The following is an 18,829-nucleotide window of genomic DNA, read 5'->3' as shown; positions in this document are numbered from 1 at the left end:
AGCGCCACGCCACGCAATCCTCCGTCAGGGAATAAACAGCAGCGGGCCTTGTGCAGTATCGATTTGTTCAAACGGGGTTTGGTAAAGCGGCGTTAACTGCGCAGCAGTCAGCACGTCGCGGGCGTTACCCTGATGCACAACCGCGCCTTGGTGCATTAACCACACGCGATCGGCATGGCGCAAGCTGTGGTTGAGGTCGTGCCCACTGGCAACAATCGCCAGACCGCTGCGACACAGTTCAGCCAGCAACTTATCAACCGCGCGTTGCTGCGCCACATCGAGTGCGCTCATCGGCTCATCCAGCAGTAGCAGCTTGCCGCGTGGATTGATCGCCGGATGAACCTGTAACACCACGGCAGCCAGCCGCACGCGTTGCCATTCGCCACCAGAAAGCTGGGTCAGGCTGCGCGTCAGTTTGTCCTGCAGAGCTAACTGCGCGAACACATCCTGTAAAATGCGGTCTGTTTCCGCCGTCTGGGCGGAGACATGCATGTGTAAGTAATGCCACACAGGCATTTGTCCCGGCGCCATCTGCTGCTGTGGCAGCCAACCACGCAACTGAGCCAATGCCGCACCGTTTAACGTGGACAGCGGCGCGCCATCCAGCAGAATGCTGCCCTGGCTCGGCAACAAACCGGACAGCGCGTTGAGCAAGGTACTTTTGCCGGCACCGTTCGGCCCCACCAGATGCACTAATTCACCGGCGTTAACGCTAAGTTCAACGGGAGCCAGGCGCCCTGTGATGCTGACTCCCTGACACTGCAATAGCATTTACTCGGCCAGCGCCTGCTCTACACTTTTCAGGATGATCGGATCGTCCGGCGTCATATCCGGTGAGAAGCGCGCAATCACTTTGCCCTGCTTATTAATCAGGAACTTCTCGAAGTTCCACAGGATATCGCCTGGCGCTTTCGGCGCGCGGCCTTTGCTCTCCATGCGCTCAAGGAAACCGCTGCCTTCCGGGCGCTGCGCCACTGGCTGCGCCGCCGTCAGCTGGGCATAGAGCGGATGACGATGCTCGCCGTTGACGTCAGTTTTATCGAACATCGGGAAAGTCACGCCGTAAGTGGTGCTGCAGAAGGTTTTGATCTCTTCGTTGCTGCCTGGCTCTTGCTCGAGGAACTGATTGCACGGGAATCCCAGCACGCTGAAGTTCTTATCCTGCCAGGCTTTTTGCAGCGATTCTAACTGTTCGTACTGCGCCGTCAGGCCGCATTTCGATGCCACGTTCACCACCAGCAGCGCCTTGCCTTCATAGGCAGCCAGCGAGGTTTTTTCACCGTCCAGCGTCACCAGTTCTGTTTGATAAATGCTCATAGTCGATTCCTGTTGTTGATAACACGTTGCCAGCCGTAGCTAGCGCGAAGACTTCACTAATAACACGATAAACAGCGGCGCGCCGAGCGTGGCCGTTACCACGCCAATTGGCAGTTCGGCGGAGGTTAACACCAGCCGCGCAATAATATCCGCGCCCAGCAGCACTGCGGCACCGGCTAAAGCCGCCGCAGGCAACAAATAACGATGATCGCTGAAACCACTGAGCCGCAACAAATGCGGGATCACCAGACCGACAAAGCCGATTGCCCCTGCCATCGCCACGCTCACGCCCACCAACCAGCCCATCGCCAGCACCAGCAGGTTGCGCCACAGCAGCAGCGGTAATCCGAGCTGACGCGCCGAGGTTTCACCTAGCGCCAGCAAATTCAGTATGCGCGCGGTAGCGATCAGCAGCAGCGTAACCGGCAGCAGCGCCAGCATCATCCAGCCATAGCGCCAGTCGATGCCGCTAAAGCCGCCCATCATCCAGTACATCAGCTGGCGCAGATCGAGGCTGGTGCTAAAGTACACCGCCCACGTCATGATGGCGCTACAGATAATGCCGAGCGCCACGCCGGTTAACAGTAGTCGGCTCACCGAGAGTTGTTTGTGAGCAAAATGCAGCAGAATCAGCGTGATCAGCAGCGCACCGGCCATTGCCGCCAGCGCTAAACTCCATAACGAACCGTTACCGAGCATTACGCCCAATACCAGACCAATCCCCGCCCCATTCGACACGCCCAGTAAGCCAGGTTCCGCTAACGGATTGTTGAACAGCGCCTGCATCACCACGCCGCACACCGCCAGCGCCGCACCCACCAGCAGCACCGCCAGCGTACGCGGCATGCGCAGTTGCCAAACGAACAGATCGCCTTGCGCCGAAAACCATTGTGTGGGGGAGATCCAGCTATCACCGGCAGACAGGCTAAGCCCAATGAGCAGCAACAACAGCGCACTGAGTGCGATGAGCCAGCGCTGGCTGCGGCGATTTGCCTGTGAAGCAAGCTGATCCAGCAGAGTCATAGATAAGATTGGCTGAGAAAACAGAGATTTGATTGTAGTGGGATTACAGCAAAAAGAAAGCGGCGCTGTGGAGGCGCCGCCAGAGAAGCATTACTGATGCGGAGGAAGCGGCTGACCGTGGTTATCACGCTTCTGCTGATTATCATGCTGGTCGTGATGCTGCGGTTGCGGCTGATGCTGTGGCTGACGTTTGTCATCCCGATGCGGTCCATTGCCCGGATGCTGCGCCTGCCAGCCGTTACCGTTCCAGTAACCATGCGGACCTTTGGTGCCAATGCGCTGGTTATGGTGCTGTTTCCACCACGTTGGTGCACGCCAGTCGTAACCATCCCAATAGTAGCCACGCTTATCCTGGTCGCCGATATGAATCGAAACGCCCGGTGTGTTGATGTTGACGGAAACATTGGCGCTAGCCAGCAGCGGCATGCTTAACAGGATGCTTAATAAAAGTGCTGTCTTTTTCATTATTCAAACCATTTGCTATGTGATGGCGCTGTTATAACAAAAGTGTCGACGCCGTCACTATCAGTGAGGACCGATTTTCGCCCTATTTTCCGGATACTTACGAAATCCTTACATCGTGGATAAATCGTGTAGAACGACCAAATTTAAGGCAAAAAAAAGGCCGCTAAGCGGCCTTTTTGTCGTACTGAAATTAGTCAGCATCCTTGGGTGTCGCGTTCTCGACGCGACTTTTCAACTTCTGTCCCGGACGGAATGTCACCACTCGGCGCGCGGTGATAGGAATATCTTCCCCCGTCTTCGGGTTACGGCCCGGACGTTGGTTTTTGTCACGCAGATCAAAATTACCAAATCCGGACAGTTTTACCTGTTCTCCGTTTTCCAACGCGCGGCGAACCTCTTCAAAAAAAAGTTCTACCAACTCTTTGGCATCGCGTTTGCTCAACCCGAGTTTTTCAAACAGGTACTCTGACATTTCAGCTTTTGTAAGCGCCATAGGTTCAATCCCTCAAGGTTGCCTGGAATCGCTCTTTTAATGCCGCAACGCATTTGGCAACGGTCGCGGCAATCTCCTCTTCTTCGAGTGTCCGGCTGGTATCCTGCAAAATCAGGCTAATCGCAAGGCTCTTTTCACCCTCGTTCACGCCCTTACCACGGTACACGTCAAACAAGTTTACGCCAACTACCTGATTTACGCCAACTTTCTTACACTCCGCAATGATATCTGCTGCAGGCACGTTTTCAGCCACGACAACGGCGATATCACGACGGTTTGCCGGGAAGCGGGAAATCTCGCGCGCATCAGGCAGGACGCGGTCTGCGACCTTATTCCAAAGCAGTTCAAACACTAAGGTGCGGCCGTTAAGATCCAGCTTACGTTCCAGCTCTGGATGAACCACCCCGATAAATCCGATTCGTTCGCCGCGTAAATAAATTGCGGCGCTTTGTCCTGGATGCAGCGCCGGATTGGCTTCCGCACGGAAGGAAATCTCATCAAGTTTACCGGTCAAATCCAGCAGCGATTCTAAATCGCCTTTCAAATCATAGAAGTTAACCGTCTGACGCGCCAGATCCCAATGCTCTTCATAGCGATTACCGCTTAAAACACCGGCCAGCATAAGATCCTGGCGGATACCCAGATCGGCCTGTGTATCAGGAACAAAGCGTAAACCGCTTTCAAACAGGCGTACGCGGCCCTGCTGACGGTTTTGGTTGTACACCACCGCGCCTAGTAAACCGGTCCACAGCGACAGGCGCATGGCCGACATATCGCTGGAGATTGGGCTTGGCAGGATCAGCGCTTCTTCGCCAGGATGCAGCAACTGCTGCATTTTTGGATCGACGAAGCTGTAAGTAATCGCTTCCTGATAGCCTTTATCCACCAGCAGATTTTTCGCACGCTTCAGCGACAGATCAGCTTCACGATGTTGCGTCATGATCAGGCTGGCTTTCACCGGCACATCAGGAATGTTGTTGTAGCCATAAACGCGTGCAACTTCTTCGACCAGATCTTCTTCGATGGCCATATCGAAACGCCAGCTCGGCGCAACGGCTTGCCACTCGCCTGCACTGACCGTCACTTCACAGCCGAGACGCGTCAGGATGTCAGTTACCTGATCGTCAGCAATCACGTGACCAATCAGGCGATCGAGCTTTTCACGGCGCAACGTGATGGTGGCGCGTGGCGGCAGCGCGCTCGCGTCAGTTTGATCGATGACCGGGCCCGCTTCGCCGCCACAGATGTCGAGCAGCAGCTGCGTCGCGCGTTCAATCGCTTTGTGCTGCAGCGCCGGATCGACGCCACGCTCATAACGATGTGATGCGTCGGTATGCAGGCCTTGACGGCGTGCGCGGCCGGTAATCGCCAGCGGATCAAAGTAGGCGCATTCGAACAGCACGTTTTGCGTCTCTTCATTCACACCTGAATGCTCGCCACCAAAGATGCCGCCCATCGCCAGCGCTTTGTGGTGATCGGCGATCACCAGCGTGTCGCTGCTGAGTTTGGCTTCGGTTCCATCCAGCAGCGTCAGCACTTCGCCCTCTTCTGCCATACGCACCACGATGCCGCCGTCGATACGGTCGAGATCAAAGGCGTGCATCGGCTGGCCAAGCTCCAGCAACACAAAGTTGGTGATGTCGACCACCGGATCGATTGAACGAATACCGCAACGACGCAGCTTTTCACGCATCCACAATGGCGTAGCGGCTTTGACGTTGATACCTTTCACCACGCGGCCAAGGTAGCGCGGGCACGCGGCGGTGGCATCGACGCGAATCGGGAAAGTATCGGTGATGGTGGCTTTTACCGGCTCAATGGCAGGCGCCGTCAGCGGCAAACCGTTCAGTACCGCTACATCACGCGCAACCCCGATGATGCCCAGGCAATCGGCGCGGTTTGGCGTAACGCTGATTTCGATGGTGTTGTCATCCAGCTGCAGATAGCTGCGGATGTCGGTACCAATTGGCGCATCGGCTGGCAGCTCGATAATGCCACTGTGATCGTCGGAAATCCCCAGCTCGGAGAAGGAACACAGCATGCCTTCAGAGGGTTCGCCACGCAGTTTTGCCGCTTTGATTTTGAAATCGCCCGGTAGCACAGCGCCAACGGTCGCCACCGCCACTTTGAGTCCCTGACGGCAGTTTGGCGCGCCGCAGACGATATCCAACAGGCGATCGCCACCGACGTTGATTTTGGTGACGCGCAGTTTGTCGGCGTTTGGATGCTGGCCGCACTCAACCACTTCACCCACCACAACACCGTTGAAAGCGCCGGCAACCGGATCCACGCCGTCCACTTCAAGGCCGGCCATGGTGATTTGCTCAGACAGCGCAGCGCTGTCCAGGGCTGGATTTACCCATTCGCGTAACCAGAGTTCACTGAATTTCATTGGATAACCTGCCCTTATTTAAATTGTTTGAGGAAACGTAAATCATTTTCGAAGAAGGCGCGCAGATCGGTCACACCGTAGCGCAGCATGGTGAGACGCTCCATGCCCATGCCAAACGCAAAGCCCGAATAAATTTCCGGATCGATGCCAACATTGCGCAACACGTTCGGGTGCACCATGCCGCAACCTAGCACTTCCAGCCACTTGCCGTTTTTACCCATCACATCCACTTCTGCGGACGGTTCAGTGAACGGGAAGTAAGAAGGACGGAAGCGAATTTGCAGATTCTCTTCGAAGAAATTGTTCAGGAAATCGTGCAGCGTGCCTTTCAGGTTGGTAAAGCTGATGTCCTTATCGACAATCAAACCTTCCATCTGATGGAACATCGGCGTGTGCGTCTGATCGTAGTCGTTACGATAAACACGGCCTGGCGCGATGATGCGGATCGGTGGCTGCTGGTTTTTCATGGTGCGAATCTGCACGCCTGAGGTTTGGGTGCGCAGCAAACGCGTGGCATCGAACCAGAAGGTATCGTGATCGGCACGCGCCGGGTGATGGCCGGGAATGTTTAGCGCATCAAAGTTGTGATAATCGTCTTCAATTTCCGGACCTGTCACTACCGCGAAACCCAGTTCGCCGAAGAAGGTTTCGATACGGTCGATCGTGCGGGTCACCGGATGTAAGCCGCCATTCTCAACGCGACGGCCAGGCAGCGACACGTCGATGGTTTCTGCAGCCAGACGCGCATTCAGCTCGGCGCTTTCCAGCGTATCTTTGCGCGCGGTAAGGTGATCCTGCACTTGCTGTTTGGCATCGTTGATGACCGCACCCGCTGCCGGACGCTCTTCTGCTGGCAGTTCACGCAGGGTGGTCATTTGCAGCGTCAGATGCCCTTTCTTACCCAGAAATTCGACGCGCACGGCGTCCAGAGCAGCGATATCCGCCGCCTCGTCGATGGCGGCCGTGGCACGAGCCACCAGGTCTGCGAGTTGGGACATGATTTCCTCTTCTTCCAGCCGGGCTGGTCAGTTCTCGTTGGGATCAGCTGATCCGATTAAGTGTCGCCAGAAACAAAAAAGCCTCCACGAGGGAGGCTTTTAGCGCGATTTTTCGTTTCTTTTCTTATGCGCAAAAGCCCCTGATGTTCAGGCGCTAAAGTAAAAAAAGAAACGGAAAATAGCAGCATTCATGCTTGCGTTACCTTGTCATATTTAGAAACCGCACTATTGAAATGCGCAGCGGCCAAAATGTCAATCTTTTGCGTGAGTTGCGGGTAATAAAAAAGGGAGCAAGCTCCCTTTTTCAACTGACTTACGCCAGAGCTGATTTTGCTTTTTCAACAAGTGCAGTAAATGTCACTTTGTCGAATACAGCGATGTCAGCCAGAATCTTACGGTCGATTTCAATAGAGGCTTTTTTCAGGCCATTGATGAAACGGCTGTAAGAGATACCGTTCTGACGAGCCGCAGCGTTGATACGCGCGATCCACAGTTGACGGAACTGACGCTTACGTTGACGACGGTCACGGTAAGCATACTGACCAGCTTTGATAACAGCCTGGAAGGCAACGCGGTATACACGTGAACGTGCACCATAGTAGCCTTTAGCTTGTTTTAAGATTTTCTTGTGACGTGCGCGAGCAATTACACCACGTTTAACGCGAGCCATGTGAGCTCTCCTATATCATATTCTGTGACGCCCTATTCCTTGCAAGCCAAAGGCCAGTACGCAAAGTTTTCGGGCAAATTTATAAAAAACTTACTTATGCGTACGGCAGGCAGGCAATAACCAGACCCAGATCGCCTTTAGACACCATGCCTTTCGGACGCAGGTGACGTTTACGCTTAGTAGACTTTTTAGTCAGAATATGACGCAGGTTCGCGTGCTTACGCTTGAAGCCGCCAGAAGCGGTCTTCTTGAAGCGCTTAGCGGCGCCACGTACAGTTTTAATCTTTGGCATTTTTACAAATATCCACTTCGCATTGTTAATAAAATGAATCAGACAGGCGAATAAAAATCCGCACAACGCAAGCGCTGCGCGGCTTTATTACTTGAAGGCCTACTGTTTCTTCTTAGGAGCGAGCACCATGATCATCTGACGACCTTCGATCTTCGAAGGGAAGGATTCGACAATCGCCAGATCCATGTCTTCACACAGATCTTTACGGACGCGGTTAAGCACTTCCATACCGATCTGCTGGTGCGCCATCTCACGACCGCGGAAACGCAGCGTAATTTTGGCTTTATCGCCCTCTTCCAGAAAGCGAATCAGGTTGCGTAGTTTGACCTGATAGTCGCCATCATCGGTACCAGGACGGAATTTGATTTCCTTAACCTGGATAACTTTCTGCTTCTTCTTCTGTTCCTTAGAAGACTTGCTTTTTTCATAAAGGAACTTGCCGTAATCCATGATACGGCAAACCGGCGGTTCGGCGTTCGGGCTGATTTCAACTAAATCTACGCCGGCTTCTTCAGCTTTCTCAATGGCTTCACGCAGGGTGACAATGCCAAGTTGCTCGCCGTCTACGCCAGATAAGCGCACTTCGGTAGCACGGATTTCGCCGTTGATACGGTTCGGACGTGTTGGTTGTACTCGTTTTCCGCCTTTAATAACCTGTTTCCTCTAATTGGTGAAGATGTCGGCTGCGAATCTCTTGTTGCAGCTTCTCAACAAACACATCTACGTCCATGCTCCCAAGGTCTTTACCACGGCGGGTGCGCACGGCAACTTTGCCTGCTTCCACCTCTTTGTCACCGCAAACCAGCATATAAGGGACGCGACGTAATGTGTGCTCGCGGATTTTAAAGCCTATCTTCTCGTTTCTCAAGTCCGCTTTGACACGAATACCTGCATTCTGCAGTTTCTTTGTCAATTCGCTGACGTATTCTGACTGACTGTCGGTGATATTCATCACCACAGCTTGCACTGGTGCCAGCCAACTCGGGAAGAATCCAGCGAACTCTTCGGTCAGGATGCCGATAAAGCGCTCCATTGAACCGAGAATTGCGCGGTGAATCATCACCGGTGTCTGACGATCGTTGTTTTCACCGACAAAAGTCGCGTCCAGACGTTTCGGCAGGGAGAAGTCTAGCTGAACGGTACCACACTGCCAGGCGCGGTCGAGACAATCGTACAGGGTAAACTCAATTTTAGGGCCGTAGAAGGCACCTTCTCCCGGCTGATATTCGAATGGAATGTCATTCTCTTTCAGCGCTTCTGCCAAATCCACTTCCGCACGATCCCACATTTCGTCGGTACCGATACGTTTTTCCGGACGGGTCGACAGTTTCACCACGATTTTTTCAAAACCGAAGGTGCTGTACATGTCGTAGACCATGCGGATACAGCTGTTCACTTCATCACGTACCTGATCTTCGGTACAGAAGACGTGAGCATCATCCTGGGTAAAGCCGCGTACGCGCATCAGACCATGCAAGGCACCTGATGGCTCGTTACGATGGCAGCTACCAAATTCCGCCATACGCAGCGGCAGGTCGCGGTAGGATTTCAGACCCTGATTAAAGATCTGAACGTGGCCTGGGCAGTTCATCGGCTTGATGCAATATTCACGGTTCTCTGAAGAGGTGGTGAACATTGCTTCTTTATAGTTCTCCCAGTGCCCGGTTTTTTCCCACAGCACGCGGTCCATCATGAACGGACCTTTCACTTCCTGGTAGTCGTACTCTTTCAGCTTGGTACGCACAAACACTTCCAGTTCGCGGAAGATGGTCCAGCCGTCATTGTGCCAGAACACCATGCCCGGAGCTTCTTCCTGCATGTGGTAGAGATCAAGCTGCTTACCGATTTTACGGTGATCGCGCTTCGCCGCTTCTTCCAGACGCTGCAAATAAGCAGCCAGCTGCTTTTTATCCGCCCAGGCCGTACCGTAAATACGCTGCAGCATTTTGTTATCGCTGTTGCCGCGCCAGTAAGCCCCGGAGATTTTCTGCAGTTTAAAGTGATGGCAGAAACGCATGTTCGGCACGTGCGGACCGCGGCACATGTCGATGTATTCTTCATGGTGATACAAGCCAGGACGATCGTTGTGGCTGATGTTCTCGTCAAGAATGGTGGTTTTGTAGCTTTCGCCACGCTCAGCAAACACGTCACGTGCTTCCTGCCAGCTCACCTTTTTCTTCACCACATCGTAGTTGCTTTCAGCCAACTGGTGCATACGCTTTTCCAGCAGCTCAAGATCTTCCTGGGTTAAGGTATGTTCCAGGTCGACGTCATAATAGAAACCGTTATCAATCACCGGGCCGATAGCCATCTTGGTGTTTGGCCACAGCTGCTTAATCGCATGCCCTAACAGGTGCGCGCAAGAGTGACGAATGATTTCTAAACCGGCGTCGTCTTTAGCGGTAATAATCGCGACCTGAGCGTCTTCGGTGATCGGATCAACCGCATCAACCAACTCGCCATTCACGCGACCCGCGATACAGGCTTTCGCCAAACCCGGTCCAATATCCAACGCAATATCCATCACGCTGACCGGACGGTCAAAGCTGCGCTGGCTGCCATCAGGAAGAGTAATTACTGGCATTTCATATCCTTAATTGCAGTGGTAAGCCACACGAAAGCCTACATGCAAAAATGAGTTTTGTAGTGTGTAACCCGGCGTGATGTCAGACCCACGTTGTCGGAATGACGCCAGGAATGTAAAGCGGCGATGATAATAGCAGCTTTCGCCGCCGATCAAAACCCGTGCGGAAATTCGCTAAGCTAAAGAGAAATAAAAAAAACCGCTGCGAGGCGCAGGCCTGGCAGCGGTGATTCACATCCGTCTCGCTTACATTGAGTATGAGAGCTGGATCGTGGTTTTGGTATCGGTACGATCCGGCGCAGATTCTGGCGGATTGTTGTTCCAGGTCACGTTGTAGCCCAACTTCAGCGCGAAGTGCGCATTGATGGCCACCTGCAGCGCAGTTTCTGAGTTCAGCGTGGTGTCTTCACCGAAGCTGCTCAGCACAGAAACACCCTGGATAAATTTGGTGGTATCTGTCAGCTGCCATTGATAGCTCACTGCACCATAACCCAATGCTTTGGTTTCATGGCCGCCATCATGGAAATCGTCGTAACGCACACCCGGACCGAATTCAGCACGCAGTGAGTGAACCGGACCGTTGAGGAGCTGACGACCGTAACCGGCGGTCAGTACATCGCGTGAGTCATAACCGTTGAAACGGTCGCTCAACCAGCTCGCCTGACCAAACAGGTAATCGGCGCTGTTGAGGTTATAACGGCTACGGCCACCGATGTTGTAGGTCTCAGATGAACGCTCATCGTTAGAGGAGTTGTTCGAGGCGTTACCCCACAGGCTCAGTGCGGTGTTGGTTTGGTACCACGTCATATTGGTAGCCGCACTCAGCGAAGAACTGGTGGTGTTACCGGTTTGAGCCAGGTAACCCGCTGACGCACTGCCTTCAAACGGTTTTTTCGCCGTTGAAGGGTCATCCATGGAGGTGAAAACGGCGTTATCTGCAAATGCCTGGTGACAAAATGCTCCAGCAGAGAGCAATAAAACAGCGGACAGCTTGTTAAAGGCTTTCATTAAAAGTAACCCGTACGACAGTTTAAAAAACGAAGAGTCTGAAGCGTTTCTCCGGTCAATCAATGCAATTTACCGTAAGTTTTGTAAAAAATTATGTACCCGCAAAAAAAGCCAGGAAAGTCGCTGGACCGCTCTTTTAATGGGACTTTTCCCATTTTCGTTGCGCATTATAGGGGGCAATTACTCAAATAGCAGCCCAAAAGCCAGAAGAATTTTCTGAACTTTTTTGACAGAGCTTTACCTGCCATTCCTGCTGATCAATCGCCTAAAATTCGCTCTATCCTGCCCGCTGGTCTACGCTGAAATCTGTTCGATAACAATGAGGTGAATAATGAGTGACCATGATGTCAAACGTTACATTGTCACGCTAAAGTATCAGGAAAATGGACTTGGCGACTTGCAGTCAGTGAATAGCGCCATGATCAATGGCGGATATAGCACCACGTTAAGTGATGATGAAGGTCATCCGCATGAGCTGGGCACTAACAGCTTTGGCATTGTCAGCGCTTTAGAGGAACATGAAGTGGCGGAGCAGGCCGCAGGATACGCGCAAATCGCTCTCGACCAAAAACCTGAAGTCACCGTCACCACGCTAGAGGCATTTTTGAAAGACCAATCCTGACGCAGTGCAAAAAACGGCATCGACGCCAGGTTTGCTCAGGTTTTGCGCGTTACAATCGAACTCACGCAGCGAACAAAGAGGATTACCCGATGTGGTCAGCCATTAGTCGTCTGTTAAGCGAGCACGCCGGTGATGCTGAAATCACCGACCGTCAGGAACTTCCCGGTGGCGATGTCCATCCTGCCTGGCGTATCCGCTATGGCGAGTTAGATGTGTTCGTCAAATGTAACACCCGCGACATGCTCACCTTGTTTAGCTGGGAAGCCGATCAACTCGACCTGCTGGCGCGCACGCAAACCGTTCGCGTACCGAAAGTGTATGGCGTCGGCAACGATCGTGATACCAGCTTCCTACTGCTGGAATATATTCCGCCTCAACCCTTTACCGATCAGAGTGCCTTCCAGCTCGGCCAACAGTTAGCGCATCTGCACCAATGGAGCGAGCAACCGCAATTTGGTCTTGATTACGACAACAACATCACCACCTCACCTCAGCCGAACAGCTGGTTACGCCGCTGGTCGGTGTTCTTCGCTGAGCAGCGCATCGGCTGGCAGCTGCAACTGGCTGCCGAAAAAGGCGTGCATTATGGCGATACCGAGCTGATTGTCGATTGTGTGCAGCGCACGTTAGCCAACCATCATCCGCAACCCTCTTTATTACACGGCGATTTATGGCCCGCCAACTGCGCTGGCAGCGCAACCGGTCCGTGGCTGTTCGATCCCGCCTGCTATTGGGGCGACCGCGAATGCGATCTGGCGATGCTGAGCTACTACGCCGATTTACCGCGCCAGATTTATGATGGCTACCACGCGGTTTGGCCACTGGAGGACGGATTCTCACAGCGTCAGCCGGTCTATCAGCTTTATTACCTGCTCAATCGCGCCAATGTGTTCGGCGGCAACTGGACGGGCGAAGCGCAGTTCGCCATCGGCCAGTTGTTGGATGAAGATGTGTTGGGAGAACGTCAGGCCAGACCGGCCTGACGCGTTACAGCATGCCGAGTAGCTTCAGCACAAAGTAGCCGGCAATCGCGATGATAATCGGCAAAATGTAGAGCGGAAAAATCTGCAAGAAAATGGTGTGACGCGGCATATGGATTTTCTCTTCCAGCTGCGTTCGCGTACGCCCTTCACTGCCTTTCGCCTGTTCCATGATCAGCTGATCTTCAATGCCCTCTTTAATATGGCGCGACTGACGCCACATCCGCGCCCCCGAAGCCTGCAGCGCAATCCCGACAAAAATCAGGATATAGATCAGCCAAAAGCCGATATTCGCGCCGCCATTAAACTCCGGCACCGGCGAGTTCTGCCAAAACACATTAAGGAACGGCGTATTGAACTTCACCATGTCGACCATAACATGGACAAAATCGAGCATCACGGCATCAATGCCTGGCTGCTTTTCACTGTGCTTAAACATAAAGCCCAGCAGCGAAATAAGGGTGGATAACAGTGCTGGTATAAAAATCACCCAGCCAGCCACTCGCTTAAGGATGGCGATGCGGCCAGCCTGTTGGTAAGTCATGGTGTCTCCCTGAACCGATAATAGTTTTGCCTAAGTCTACCTGCACTACTGCAATTTTTCCTGAAAAATGCGTGGCCTGCCGCAAGTCGGCTTTCTCCGGCACTCGTGCTAAGGTAAGCCAAATTTCCAAGGGAGCAGTTGTATGTCATATCGTCGTCCTGTTTTGGCCGCCATCTTTGATATGGACGGATTGTTGATCGACTCAGAACCGCTGTGGGATCAGGCGGAATTGGATATCTTCGCCAGCCTTGGCGTCGACATCACCCGCCGTCACGAATTGCCCGATACGCTGGGTCTGCGCATCGATCAAACCGTGCGCATGTGGTTTGAAGCGCTGCCGTGGAACGGCCCGGATCAGCAGGAAGTGACCCAACGCATCATTGCCCGCGCGCTGGCGCTGGTTGAAGAGACGCGTCCGCTGCTGCCTGGCGTGGAGCAGGCACTGCAACTGTGCCAGCAGCAAGGTTTGAAAATCGGCCTCGCCTCCGCCTCGCCGCTGCACATGCTGGAGCGCGTGCTGGAGATGTTTGACCTGCGCAAATACTTTGATGTGCTGGCGTCTGCGGAAGCGCTGCCGTACAGCAAACCGCACCCGCAGGTCTATCTCGACGCCGCAGCCAAACTGGGTATCGACCCACTGAACTGTGTGACGCTGGAAGATTCCTTCAACGGCATGATTGCCACCAAAGCCGCACGCATGCGCTCGATCGTGGTGCCAGCAGCCGATCATCGCGATGATGCGCGTTGGGCGTTAGCCAATGTGATTCTTGATAATTTAACTCAGCTCAAACCCGAACATCTGCACGGTTAACCGCAGCCCGCTTATCGCGGGCTTTTTTGTGCAATTTGATCGCACACGCAAATAAATAAAACATCGTTTCATTTTTATTGAATTCATATCCCATCCTGCCTAAGATGCCCAAAGACCCGCATCGGGACCACTTCCTTTGACTCTTGAGAGGCCTGAGATGGACATTCGTCAAAGCATTCATAGCGAACATGCCAAAACGCTGGACACTGACGGCCTACGCCGTGAGTTTCTGATCGACAAGATTTTCGACGCCGACAATTACACCCTCACTTACAGCCATATCGATCGCATCATCATCGGCGGCGTAATGCCGGTGCAGAAATCCGTGACCATCGGCCATGAAGTGGGTAAACAACTGGGCGTCAGTTACTTCCTCGAACGCCGCGAGCTCGGCGTAATCAACATCGGTGGACCGGGATTGATTGAAGTGGATGGCAAAACCTGGGAAGTAGGTAATCAGGAAGCGTTGTATGTCGGACAAGGCGCGCAGAGCGTGATTTTCCGCAGTAGCGATGCCAATCATCCGGCGAAGTTTTACTACAACAGCGCGCCGGCACACACTCATTATCCGGACAAAAAAATCACCCTCGCCGAAGCGGTGAAAGCCACGCTGGGCGACGCGGCCACCTCGAATCGCCGCACCATCAATAAATTCATCGTGCCCGACGTGTTACCAACCTGCCAATTAACCATGGGATTAACCCGCCTCGATGATGGCAACTTGTGGAACACCATGCCGTGTCACACCCACGAACGCCGCATGGAAGTCTACTTCTACTTCGATATGGCCGACGACAGCGCCGTGTTCCACATGATGGGCCAGCCGCAGGAGACGCGTCATCTATTAGTACACAACGAGCAGGCGGTGATTTCACCGAGCTGGTCGATTCACGCGGGCGTGGGAACGCAGCGCTACACCTTTATCTGGGGCATGGTGGGCGAAAACCAGGTTTTCGATGACATGGACCACGTCGCCATCAGCGCGCTGCGCTAACAAGGAGCGAATCATGATACTTAACGCATTTAGTCTTGAAGGCAAAGTCGCACTGGTCACCGGTTGCAATACCGGTTTAGGACAAGGCATGGCGCTGGGTTTGGCGCAGGCAGGTTGTGACGTTATTGGCGTCAATCGCGCTGGGCCAGATGATACGCAGGCCAAAGTTGAGGCGTTAGGCCGCCGTTTTTGGTCGATTCAGGCCGATCTGACTAAACCGTCCATCGTGCCGCACATTGTTGAACAGGCGGTGGCGCAGGCCGGCCGTATCGACATCCTGGTGAATAATGCCGGCATCATCCGCCGCGAGGATGCACTCAACTTCAGCGAACAGGATTGGGATGATGTGATGAACATCAACAGCAAAAGCCTGTTCTTCCTGTCGCAGCAGGTCGCGCGTCAGTTTATCGCGCAAGGCAACGGCGGCAAGATCATCAATATCGCCTCAATGCTGTCGTTCCAGGGCGGCATTCGCGTGCCTTCTTATACCGCATCTAAAAGCGCGGTGATGGGGTTAACCCGCCTGATGGCCAACGAATGGGCCAAGCACGGCATCAACGTTAACGCCATTGCGCCAGGATACATGGCCACCAATAACACCGAACAGCTGCGCAGCGATGAGTCACGCAACGAGGAAATTTTGGGCCGCATTCCATCAGGTCGCTGGGGCGTCCCGGACGACATGATGGGCCCGATTGTGTTCCTCGCCTCCAGCGCCTCCGATTATGTGCAAGGTTATACATTGGCCGTCGATGGTGGATGGTTAGCGCGCTAAGCTAACCCGTTCTTTTCCCGCGTCATTGTGACGCGGGAAAGTGAAAAATATTAACGCTTCGTTACAGCGTCACCATTCTCATTCACTGGATAAATCCCTATACTGGATGCATCGACAGTTTTATGCAGCCAGGTTTCATCATGACGGCCGAAGGCCATATCATTTTTGCCATTGCCAGCGCCATTTTTGCCAAGCGCGCGGAGCTGACGCCAGTTTTGGCCAGCGCCGATTGGTGGCATTTAGTGCCTGCTGCGCTGTTAACCTGCCTGCTGCCCGATATCGATCACCCTAAATCAGTGTTAGGCCAGCGATTAAAGTGGCTGTCGCATCCCATCGCCCGCGCCTTTGGTCATCGCGGTTTTACCCACAGTTTGCTGGCGGTAGCGGTGAGTTTGTGGCTATTTCAAATCAATGTGCCCGCCGACTGGTTTCTGCCCGCCGATGTGCTGCAAGGTATGACGCTCGGCTATCTCAGCCATATTGTCGCCGATATGCTAACGCCCGCTGGCGTGCCATTGCTGTGGCCTTGCCGCTGGCGCTTCCGTTTGCCAATCCTCAATAGCCAGAAAGGTAATCAGCTGGAACGCGCACTTTGCCTGGCGCTGGTCGGTTATGCCTTGTGGTTCCCGCCCGGCATGCCCTCTTTTGGTGCCAACGGCTGGCCGGAACAACTGTTCAATACGCTACAAAATGGCGTCGGTCGGTTGGTTAATGGTCAAAGCGGTCAATAACCAGTCGAATCAAGCGATAAAGTTATAAAACATTCTTTTTGGGTATAAGCCCGCCCCACGCTGAACTGATAACATTCTAAATATTCCCTAACGGGGACTTACTGTTTTACGTGCCATCCCAGGGCGATGGCGCGTCACACTCTGGAGTTGAGCATGGATTTTCCCCTCATTATTAATATCGTGGCGTTTATCGCGCTGCTGATTCTGCTGAATCGCATTGGCAACCAAAGCTGGAGCCTGTCAAAGCGCGTGTTGACCGGATTAGTTTTCGGTGTGGCCTTTGGTCTGGCGCTGCAAACCATCTATGGCGAAAACAGCCCAACCGTAAAAGCGTCGATTGGCTGGTTCAACATCGTCGGTAACGGCTATGTGCAACTGTTGCAGATGATCGTGATGCCGCTGGTGTTCGCCTCGATCCTGAGTGCGGTCGCACGTCTGCACAATGCCTCATCGCTGGGTAAAATCAGCGTGCTGACCATTGGCGTACTGCTGTTTACCACCGCAATCTCCGCGCTGGTCGGCGTGCTGGTGACTGGGCTGTTTGGCCTGAGCGCGGAAGGTCTGGTGCAAGGTGCGCAGGAAACCGCGCGTCTGAGCGCGATTCAGAGCAACTATGTAGGCAAAGTGGCTGACCTCAGCACGCCGCAGCTGCTGCTCTCCTTCATTCCTAAAAATCCGTTTGCCGATCTGGCGGGTGCCAATCCAACTTCCATCATCAGCGTAGTGATTTTCGCTGCCTTCCTCGGTGTAGCCGCGCTGCAACTGCTGAAAGATGACAAGGTAAAAGGCGAGCGCGTGCTGGTTGCAATCGACACCCTGCAATCCTGGGTGATGAAGCTGGTGCGTTTGATCATGAAGCTGACGCCGTACGGCGTACTGGCGCTGATGACCAAAGTGGTGGCCGGTTCCAACCTGCAAGACATCATCAAGCTGGGTGGCTTCGTGGTGGCTTCTTATCTCGGTCTGGCAATTATGTTTGCCGTTCACGCGCTGCTGCTGTCGGTTAACGGCATCAACCCAATGCGCTTCTTCCGTAAAGTGTGGCCGGTGATCACCTTTGCCTTCACCAGCCGCTCCAGCGCCGCCAGTATTCCACTGAACGTGGAAACCCAGACGCGTCGCCTTGGCGTGCCGGAATCGATCGCCAGCTTCTCGGCGTCGTTCGGTGCCACCATCGGTCAGAATGGTTGTGCGGGTCTCTATCCGACCATGCTGGCGGTGATGGTTGCGCCAACCGTGGGCATCAACCCGTTTGACCCAATGTGGATTGCGACGCTGGTGGGTATCGTGACGCTGAGTTCTGCCGGTGTGGCCGGCGTCGGCGGCGGTGCTACCTTCGCCGCACTGATTGTGCTGCCAGCGATGGGCTTGCCGGTGACGTTGGTGGCGCTGCTGATCTCCATCGAACCGCTGATCGATATGGGCCGTACCGCGCTCAACGTAAATGGTTCAATGACCGCCGGTTCACTCACCAGCCGCTGGCTCGGATTGACCGACAAAAAAGTGCTGGAGAGCGACGAGCACGCCGAACTGGCACACCGCTAACACTCCTCAATACCACAACGGCAGGCCAATTGGTCTGCCGTTTTTTTATGCCCTGCTCTCCCCAATTCCACCCAATCATGGCGCTAGCGTCAGGAAAACGTTAAGCATGGTAAACAGAGGAAAAATCAGCTGCTTTTCGCTTGAGTTTTCGCTCAGGAAGGCCAATTCTGCTGTCAGTCACAGCAGGAGAATCACCGATGAAAACAGTTATCGCCTCGGTGCTGGCGTTAACCTTATTAACACCAGCAATCAGTTTCGCCCATCCCGGCGGTTGGGGCCCTGGTCCAGGTCCGCATTGGGGTGGAGGTTCACATTGGGGCGGTCCCGGCCCGCTGCGCTTCTTACCAGAAGCGGCAACCGCAGTTTTGCTGGGCGGCCTGACCTATTACATGTTGAACGGCAACTACTATCAGCGCCAGGGCGACACCTATGTCGTGGTGCAACCGCCTGAAGCCCCGCCGGGCGGCGGAATGCGCGTGCTGGATTTCAGCGGCAAGCGCTATTACGTGCAGGAAGGTCACTACTACCAGCGTGAGATCGGTGGTGATTATATCGAAGTGCCGCGTCCCTACGGTTTATAAGCGC

The 18,829-nt window shown here is 53.9% G+C and carries 22 protein-coding genes and 1 other annotated feature; of the genes, 8 read left to right on the top strand and 14 right to left on the bottom strand.

All coding sequences use genetic code 11. The annotated features are described in order from the left end of the window. Positions 1 to 24 precede the first annotated feature (24 nt). From btuD to ACXIZX_RS07850, 13 genes are all read right to left on the bottom strand, one after another. A complete protein-coding gene (btuD, locus tag ACXIZX_RS07910; RefSeq protein WP_479403893.1) occupies positions 25 to 771 on the bottom strand; it encodes a vitamin B12 ABC transporter ATP-binding protein BtuD in 747 nt (248 codons plus the stop codon). Further along, a complete protein-coding gene (locus tag ACXIZX_RS07905) occupies positions 772 to 1,317 on the bottom strand; it encodes a glutathione peroxidase (RefSeq protein WP_479403892.1) in 546 nt (181 codons plus the stop codon). A 39-nt stretch (positions 1,318 to 1,356) separates the two neighbouring features. Continuing rightward, positions 1,357 to 2,340 carry a vitamin B12 ABC transporter permease BtuC gene (btuC, locus tag ACXIZX_RS07900; RefSeq protein WP_479403891.1) on the bottom strand — a complete coding sequence of 328 codons (984 nt, stop codon included), beginning with the start codon at positions 2,338 to 2,340 and terminating at the stop codon, positions 1,357 to 1,359. A gap of 90 nt (positions 2,341 to 2,430) precedes the next feature. Next, entirely contained in the window at positions 2,431 to 2,805 is a 375-nt protein-coding gene (locus ACXIZX_RS07895; protein WP_479403890.1) for a DUF2502 domain-containing protein, read from the bottom strand. 190 nt (positions 2,806 to 2,995) lie between these two features. After that, positions 2,996 to 3,298: an integration host factor subunit alpha gene (ihfA, locus tag ACXIZX_RS07890; RefSeq protein ID WP_007892687.1), complete on the bottom strand. Its 303-nt coding sequence runs from the start codon at positions 3,296 to 3,298 to the stop codon at positions 2,996 to 2,998. Between the two features lie 4 nt (positions 3,299 to 3,302). Continuing rightward, a complete protein-coding gene (gene pheT, locus ACXIZX_RS07885) occupies positions 3,303 to 5,690 on the bottom strand; it encodes a phenylalanine--tRNA ligase subunit beta (protein WP_479403889.1) in 2,388 nt (795 codons plus the stop codon). A gap of 14 nt (positions 5,691 to 5,704) precedes the next feature. Further along, positions 5,705 to 6,688 carry a phenylalanine--tRNA ligase subunit alpha gene (gene pheS, locus ACXIZX_RS07880; RefSeq protein WP_061716705.1) on the bottom strand — a complete coding sequence of 328 codons (984 nt, stop codon included), beginning with the start codon at positions 6,686 to 6,688 and terminating at the stop codon, positions 5,705 to 5,707. Positions 6,689 to 6,759: 71 nt separating this feature from the next. Further along, positions 6,760 to 6,885, bottom strand: a sequence feature (Phe leader region). Further along, on the bottom strand, positions 6,836 to 6,880 hold the full coding sequence (gene pheM, locus ACXIZX_RS07875; protein WP_106120997.1) for a pheST operon leader peptide PheM: 45 nt from the start codon (positions 6,878 to 6,880) through the stop codon (positions 6,836 to 6,838). It overlaps the preceding feature by 45 nt. Before the next feature lie 116 nt (positions 6,886 to 7,001). Continuing rightward, positions 7,002 to 7,358 (bottom strand): 50S ribosomal protein L20, encoded by a 357-nt coding sequence (rplT, locus tag ACXIZX_RS07870; RefSeq protein ID WP_007892678.1) that lies wholly within the window; start codon positions 7,356 to 7,358, stop codon positions 7,002 to 7,004. A 94-nt stretch (positions 7,359 to 7,452) separates the two neighbouring features. Further along, the gene (gene rpmI / locus ACXIZX_RS07865) at positions 7,453 to 7,650 is read right to left on the bottom strand and encodes a 50S ribosomal protein L35 (RefSeq protein WP_004157374.1); all 198 of its coding nucleotides are present in this window, start codon (positions 7,648 to 7,650) and stop codon (positions 7,453 to 7,455) included. Between the two features lie 99 nt (positions 7,651 to 7,749). Beyond that, positions 7,750 to 8,301: a translation initiation factor IF-3 gene (gene infC, locus ACXIZX_RS07860; protein WP_036647992.1), complete on the bottom strand. Its 552-nt coding sequence runs from the start codon at positions 8,299 to 8,301 to the stop codon at positions 7,750 to 7,752. After that, positions 8,297 to 10,234 carry a threonine--tRNA ligase gene (thrS, locus tag ACXIZX_RS07855; RefSeq protein ID WP_179451142.1) on the bottom strand — a complete coding sequence of 646 codons (1,938 nt, stop codon included), beginning with the start codon at positions 10,232 to 10,234 and terminating at the stop codon, positions 8,297 to 8,299. Before thrS ends, infC begins: the two co-directional genes overlap by 5 nt. A 246-nt stretch (positions 10,235 to 10,480) precedes the next feature. Then, a complete protein-coding gene (locus ACXIZX_RS07850) occupies positions 10,481 to 11,242 on the bottom strand; it encodes a DUF481 domain-containing protein (RefSeq protein WP_061716706.1) in 762 nt (253 codons plus the stop codon). Between the two features lie 331 nt (positions 11,243 to 11,573). Between ACXIZX_RS07850 and ghoS the strand changes: the two genes are divergently transcribed. Further along, positions 11,574 to 11,864 (top strand): type V toxin-antitoxin system endoribonuclease antitoxin GhoS, encoded by a 291-nt coding sequence (gene ghoS, locus ACXIZX_RS07845; RefSeq protein ID WP_179451144.1) that lies wholly within the window; start codon positions 11,574 to 11,576, stop codon positions 11,862 to 11,864. An 89-nt stretch (positions 11,865 to 11,953) separates the two neighbouring features. Continuing rightward, positions 11,954 to 12,847: a fructosamine kinase family protein gene (locus tag ACXIZX_RS07840; protein ID WP_179451148.1), complete on the top strand. Its 894-nt coding sequence runs from the start codon at positions 11,954 to 11,956 to the stop codon at positions 12,845 to 12,847. A 4-nt stretch (positions 12,848 to 12,851) separates the two neighbouring features. On the opposite strand, the gene ACXIZX_RS07835 is transcribed toward ACXIZX_RS07840, so the two are convergent. Further along, positions 12,852 to 13,388: a YniB family protein gene (locus ACXIZX_RS07835; RefSeq protein ID WP_179451150.1), complete on the bottom strand. Its 537-nt coding sequence runs from the start codon at positions 13,386 to 13,388 to the stop codon at positions 12,852 to 12,854. Positions 13,389 to 13,530: 142 nt separating this feature from the next. Between ACXIZX_RS07835 and hxpB the strand changes: the two genes are divergently transcribed. The 6 genes from hxpB to ACXIZX_RS07805 all read left to right on the top strand — a co-directional run bounded on the left by hxpB (position 13,531) and on the right by ACXIZX_RS07805 (position 18,825). Then, positions 13,531 to 14,199 carry a hexitol phosphatase HxpB gene (hxpB, locus tag ACXIZX_RS07830; RefSeq protein ID WP_179451153.1) on the top strand — a complete coding sequence of 223 codons (669 nt, stop codon included), beginning with the start codon at positions 13,531 to 13,533 and terminating at the stop codon, positions 14,197 to 14,199. Positions 14,200 to 14,356: 157 nt separating this feature from the next. Next, positions 14,357 to 15,193: a 5-dehydro-4-deoxy-D-glucuronate isomerase gene (gene kduI / locus ACXIZX_RS07825; protein WP_179451155.1), complete on the top strand. Its 837-nt coding sequence runs from the start codon at positions 14,357 to 14,359 to the stop codon at positions 15,191 to 15,193. Between the two features lie 13 nt (positions 15,194 to 15,206). Then, positions 15,207 to 15,968, top strand: a complete 762-nt coding sequence (kduD, locus tag ACXIZX_RS07820) for a 2-dehydro-3-deoxy-D-gluconate 5-dehydrogenase KduD (RefSeq protein WP_061716712.1) — start codon at positions 15,207 to 15,209, stop codon at positions 15,966 to 15,968. Between the two features lie 140 nt (positions 15,969 to 16,108). Then, entirely contained in the window at positions 16,109 to 16,699 is a 591-nt protein-coding gene (locus tag ACXIZX_RS07815) for a metal-dependent hydrolase (RefSeq protein ID WP_008102915.1), read from the top strand. A gap of 153 nt (positions 16,700 to 16,852) precedes the next feature. Beyond that, entirely contained in the window at positions 16,853 to 18,244 is a 1,392-nt protein-coding gene (locus ACXIZX_RS07810; protein WP_008102914.1) for an L-cystine transporter, read from the top strand. Positions 18,245 to 18,441: 197 nt separating this feature from the next. Beyond that, the gene (locus ACXIZX_RS07805; protein WP_479403887.1) at positions 18,442 to 18,825 is read left to right on the top strand and encodes a DUF6515 family protein; all 384 of its coding nucleotides are present in this window, start codon (positions 18,442 to 18,444) and stop codon (positions 18,823 to 18,825) included. Positions 18,826 to 18,829 lie beyond the last annotated feature (4 nt).

It is taken from the genome of Candidatus Pantoea symbiotica (assembly GCF_056491525.1).
Note: the sequence above shows the minus strand (reverse complement) of the source record. Positions and strands in the feature narration are given on the sequence as shown.

What these genes read in the sequence shown, in the direction of transcription:
- rplT (WP_007892678.1), bottom strand. Translation starts at nt 7,358, where the DNA reads ATGGCTCGCGTTAAACGTGGTGTAATTGCTCGCGCACGTCACAAGAAA.
- kduI (WP_179451155.1), top strand. Translation starts at nt 14,357, where the DNA reads ATGGACATTCGTCAAAGCATTCATAGCGAACATGCCAAAACGCTGGAC.
- ghoS (WP_179451144.1), top strand. Translation starts at nt 11,574, where the DNA reads ATGAGTGACCATGATGTCAAACGTTACATTGTCACGCTAAAGTATCAG.
- ACXIZX_RS07835 (WP_179451150.1), bottom strand. Translation starts at nt 13,388, where the DNA reads ATGACTTACCAACAGGCTGGCCGCATCGCCATCCTTAAGCGAGTGGCT.
- pheS (WP_061716705.1), bottom strand. Translation starts at nt 6,688, where the DNA reads ATGTCCCAACTCGCAGACCTGGTGGCTCGTGCCACGGCCGCCATCGAC.
- ACXIZX_RS07840 (WP_179451148.1), top strand. Translation starts at nt 11,954, where the DNA reads ATGTGGTCAGCCATTAGTCGTCTGTTAAGCGAGCACGCCGGTGATGCT.
- btuD (WP_479403893.1), bottom strand. Translation starts at nt 771, where the DNA reads ATGCTATTGCAGTGTCAGGGAGTCAGCATCACAGGGCGCCTGGCTCCC.
- ACXIZX_RS07810 (WP_008102914.1), top strand. Translation starts at nt 16,853, where the DNA reads ATGGATTTTCCCCTCATTATTAATATCGTGGCGTTTATCGCGCTGCTG.
- ACXIZX_RS07895 (WP_479403890.1), bottom strand. Translation starts at nt 2,805, where the DNA reads ATGAAAAAGACAGCACTTTTATTAAGCATCCTGTTAAGCATGCCGCTG.
- ACXIZX_RS07805 (WP_479403887.1), top strand. Translation starts at nt 18,442, where the DNA reads ATGAAAACAGTTATCGCCTCGGTGCTGGCGTTAACCTTATTAACACCA.
- rpmI (WP_004157374.1), bottom strand. Translation starts at nt 7,650, where the DNA reads ATGCCAAAGATTAAAACTGTACGTGGCGCCGCTAAGCGCTTCAAGAAG.
- btuC (WP_479403891.1), bottom strand. Translation starts at nt 2,340, where the DNA reads ATGACTCTGCTGGATCAGCTTGCTTCACAGGCAAATCGCCGCAGCCAG.
- pheT (WP_479403889.1), bottom strand. Translation starts at nt 5,690, where the DNA reads ATGAAATTCAGTGAACTCTGGTTACGCGAATGGGTAAATCCAGCCCTG.
- ACXIZX_RS07850 (WP_061716706.1), bottom strand. Translation starts at nt 11,242, where the DNA reads ATGAAAGCCTTTAACAAGCTGTCCGCTGTTTTATTGCTCTCTGCTGGA.
- ihfA (WP_007892687.1), bottom strand. Translation starts at nt 3,298, where the DNA reads ATGGCGCTTACAAAAGCTGAAATGTCAGAGTACCTGTTTGAAAAACTC.
- ACXIZX_RS07815 (WP_008102915.1), top strand. Translation starts at nt 16,109, where the DNA reads ATGACGGCCGAAGGCCATATCATTTTTGCCATTGCCAGCGCCATTTTT.
- kduD (WP_061716712.1), top strand. Translation starts at nt 15,207, where the DNA reads ATGATACTTAACGCATTTAGTCTTGAAGGCAAAGTCGCACTGGTCACC.
- thrS (WP_179451142.1), bottom strand. Translation starts at nt 10,234, where the DNA reads ATGCCAGTAATTACTCTTCCTGATGGCAGCCAGCGCAGCTTTGACCGT.
- ACXIZX_RS07905 (WP_479403892.1), bottom strand. Translation starts at nt 1,317, where the DNA reads ATGAGCATTTATCAAACAGAACTGGTGACGCTGGACGGTGAAAAAACC.
- hxpB (WP_179451153.1), top strand. Translation starts at nt 13,531, where the DNA reads ATGTCATATCGTCGTCCTGTTTTGGCCGCCATCTTTGATATGGACGGA.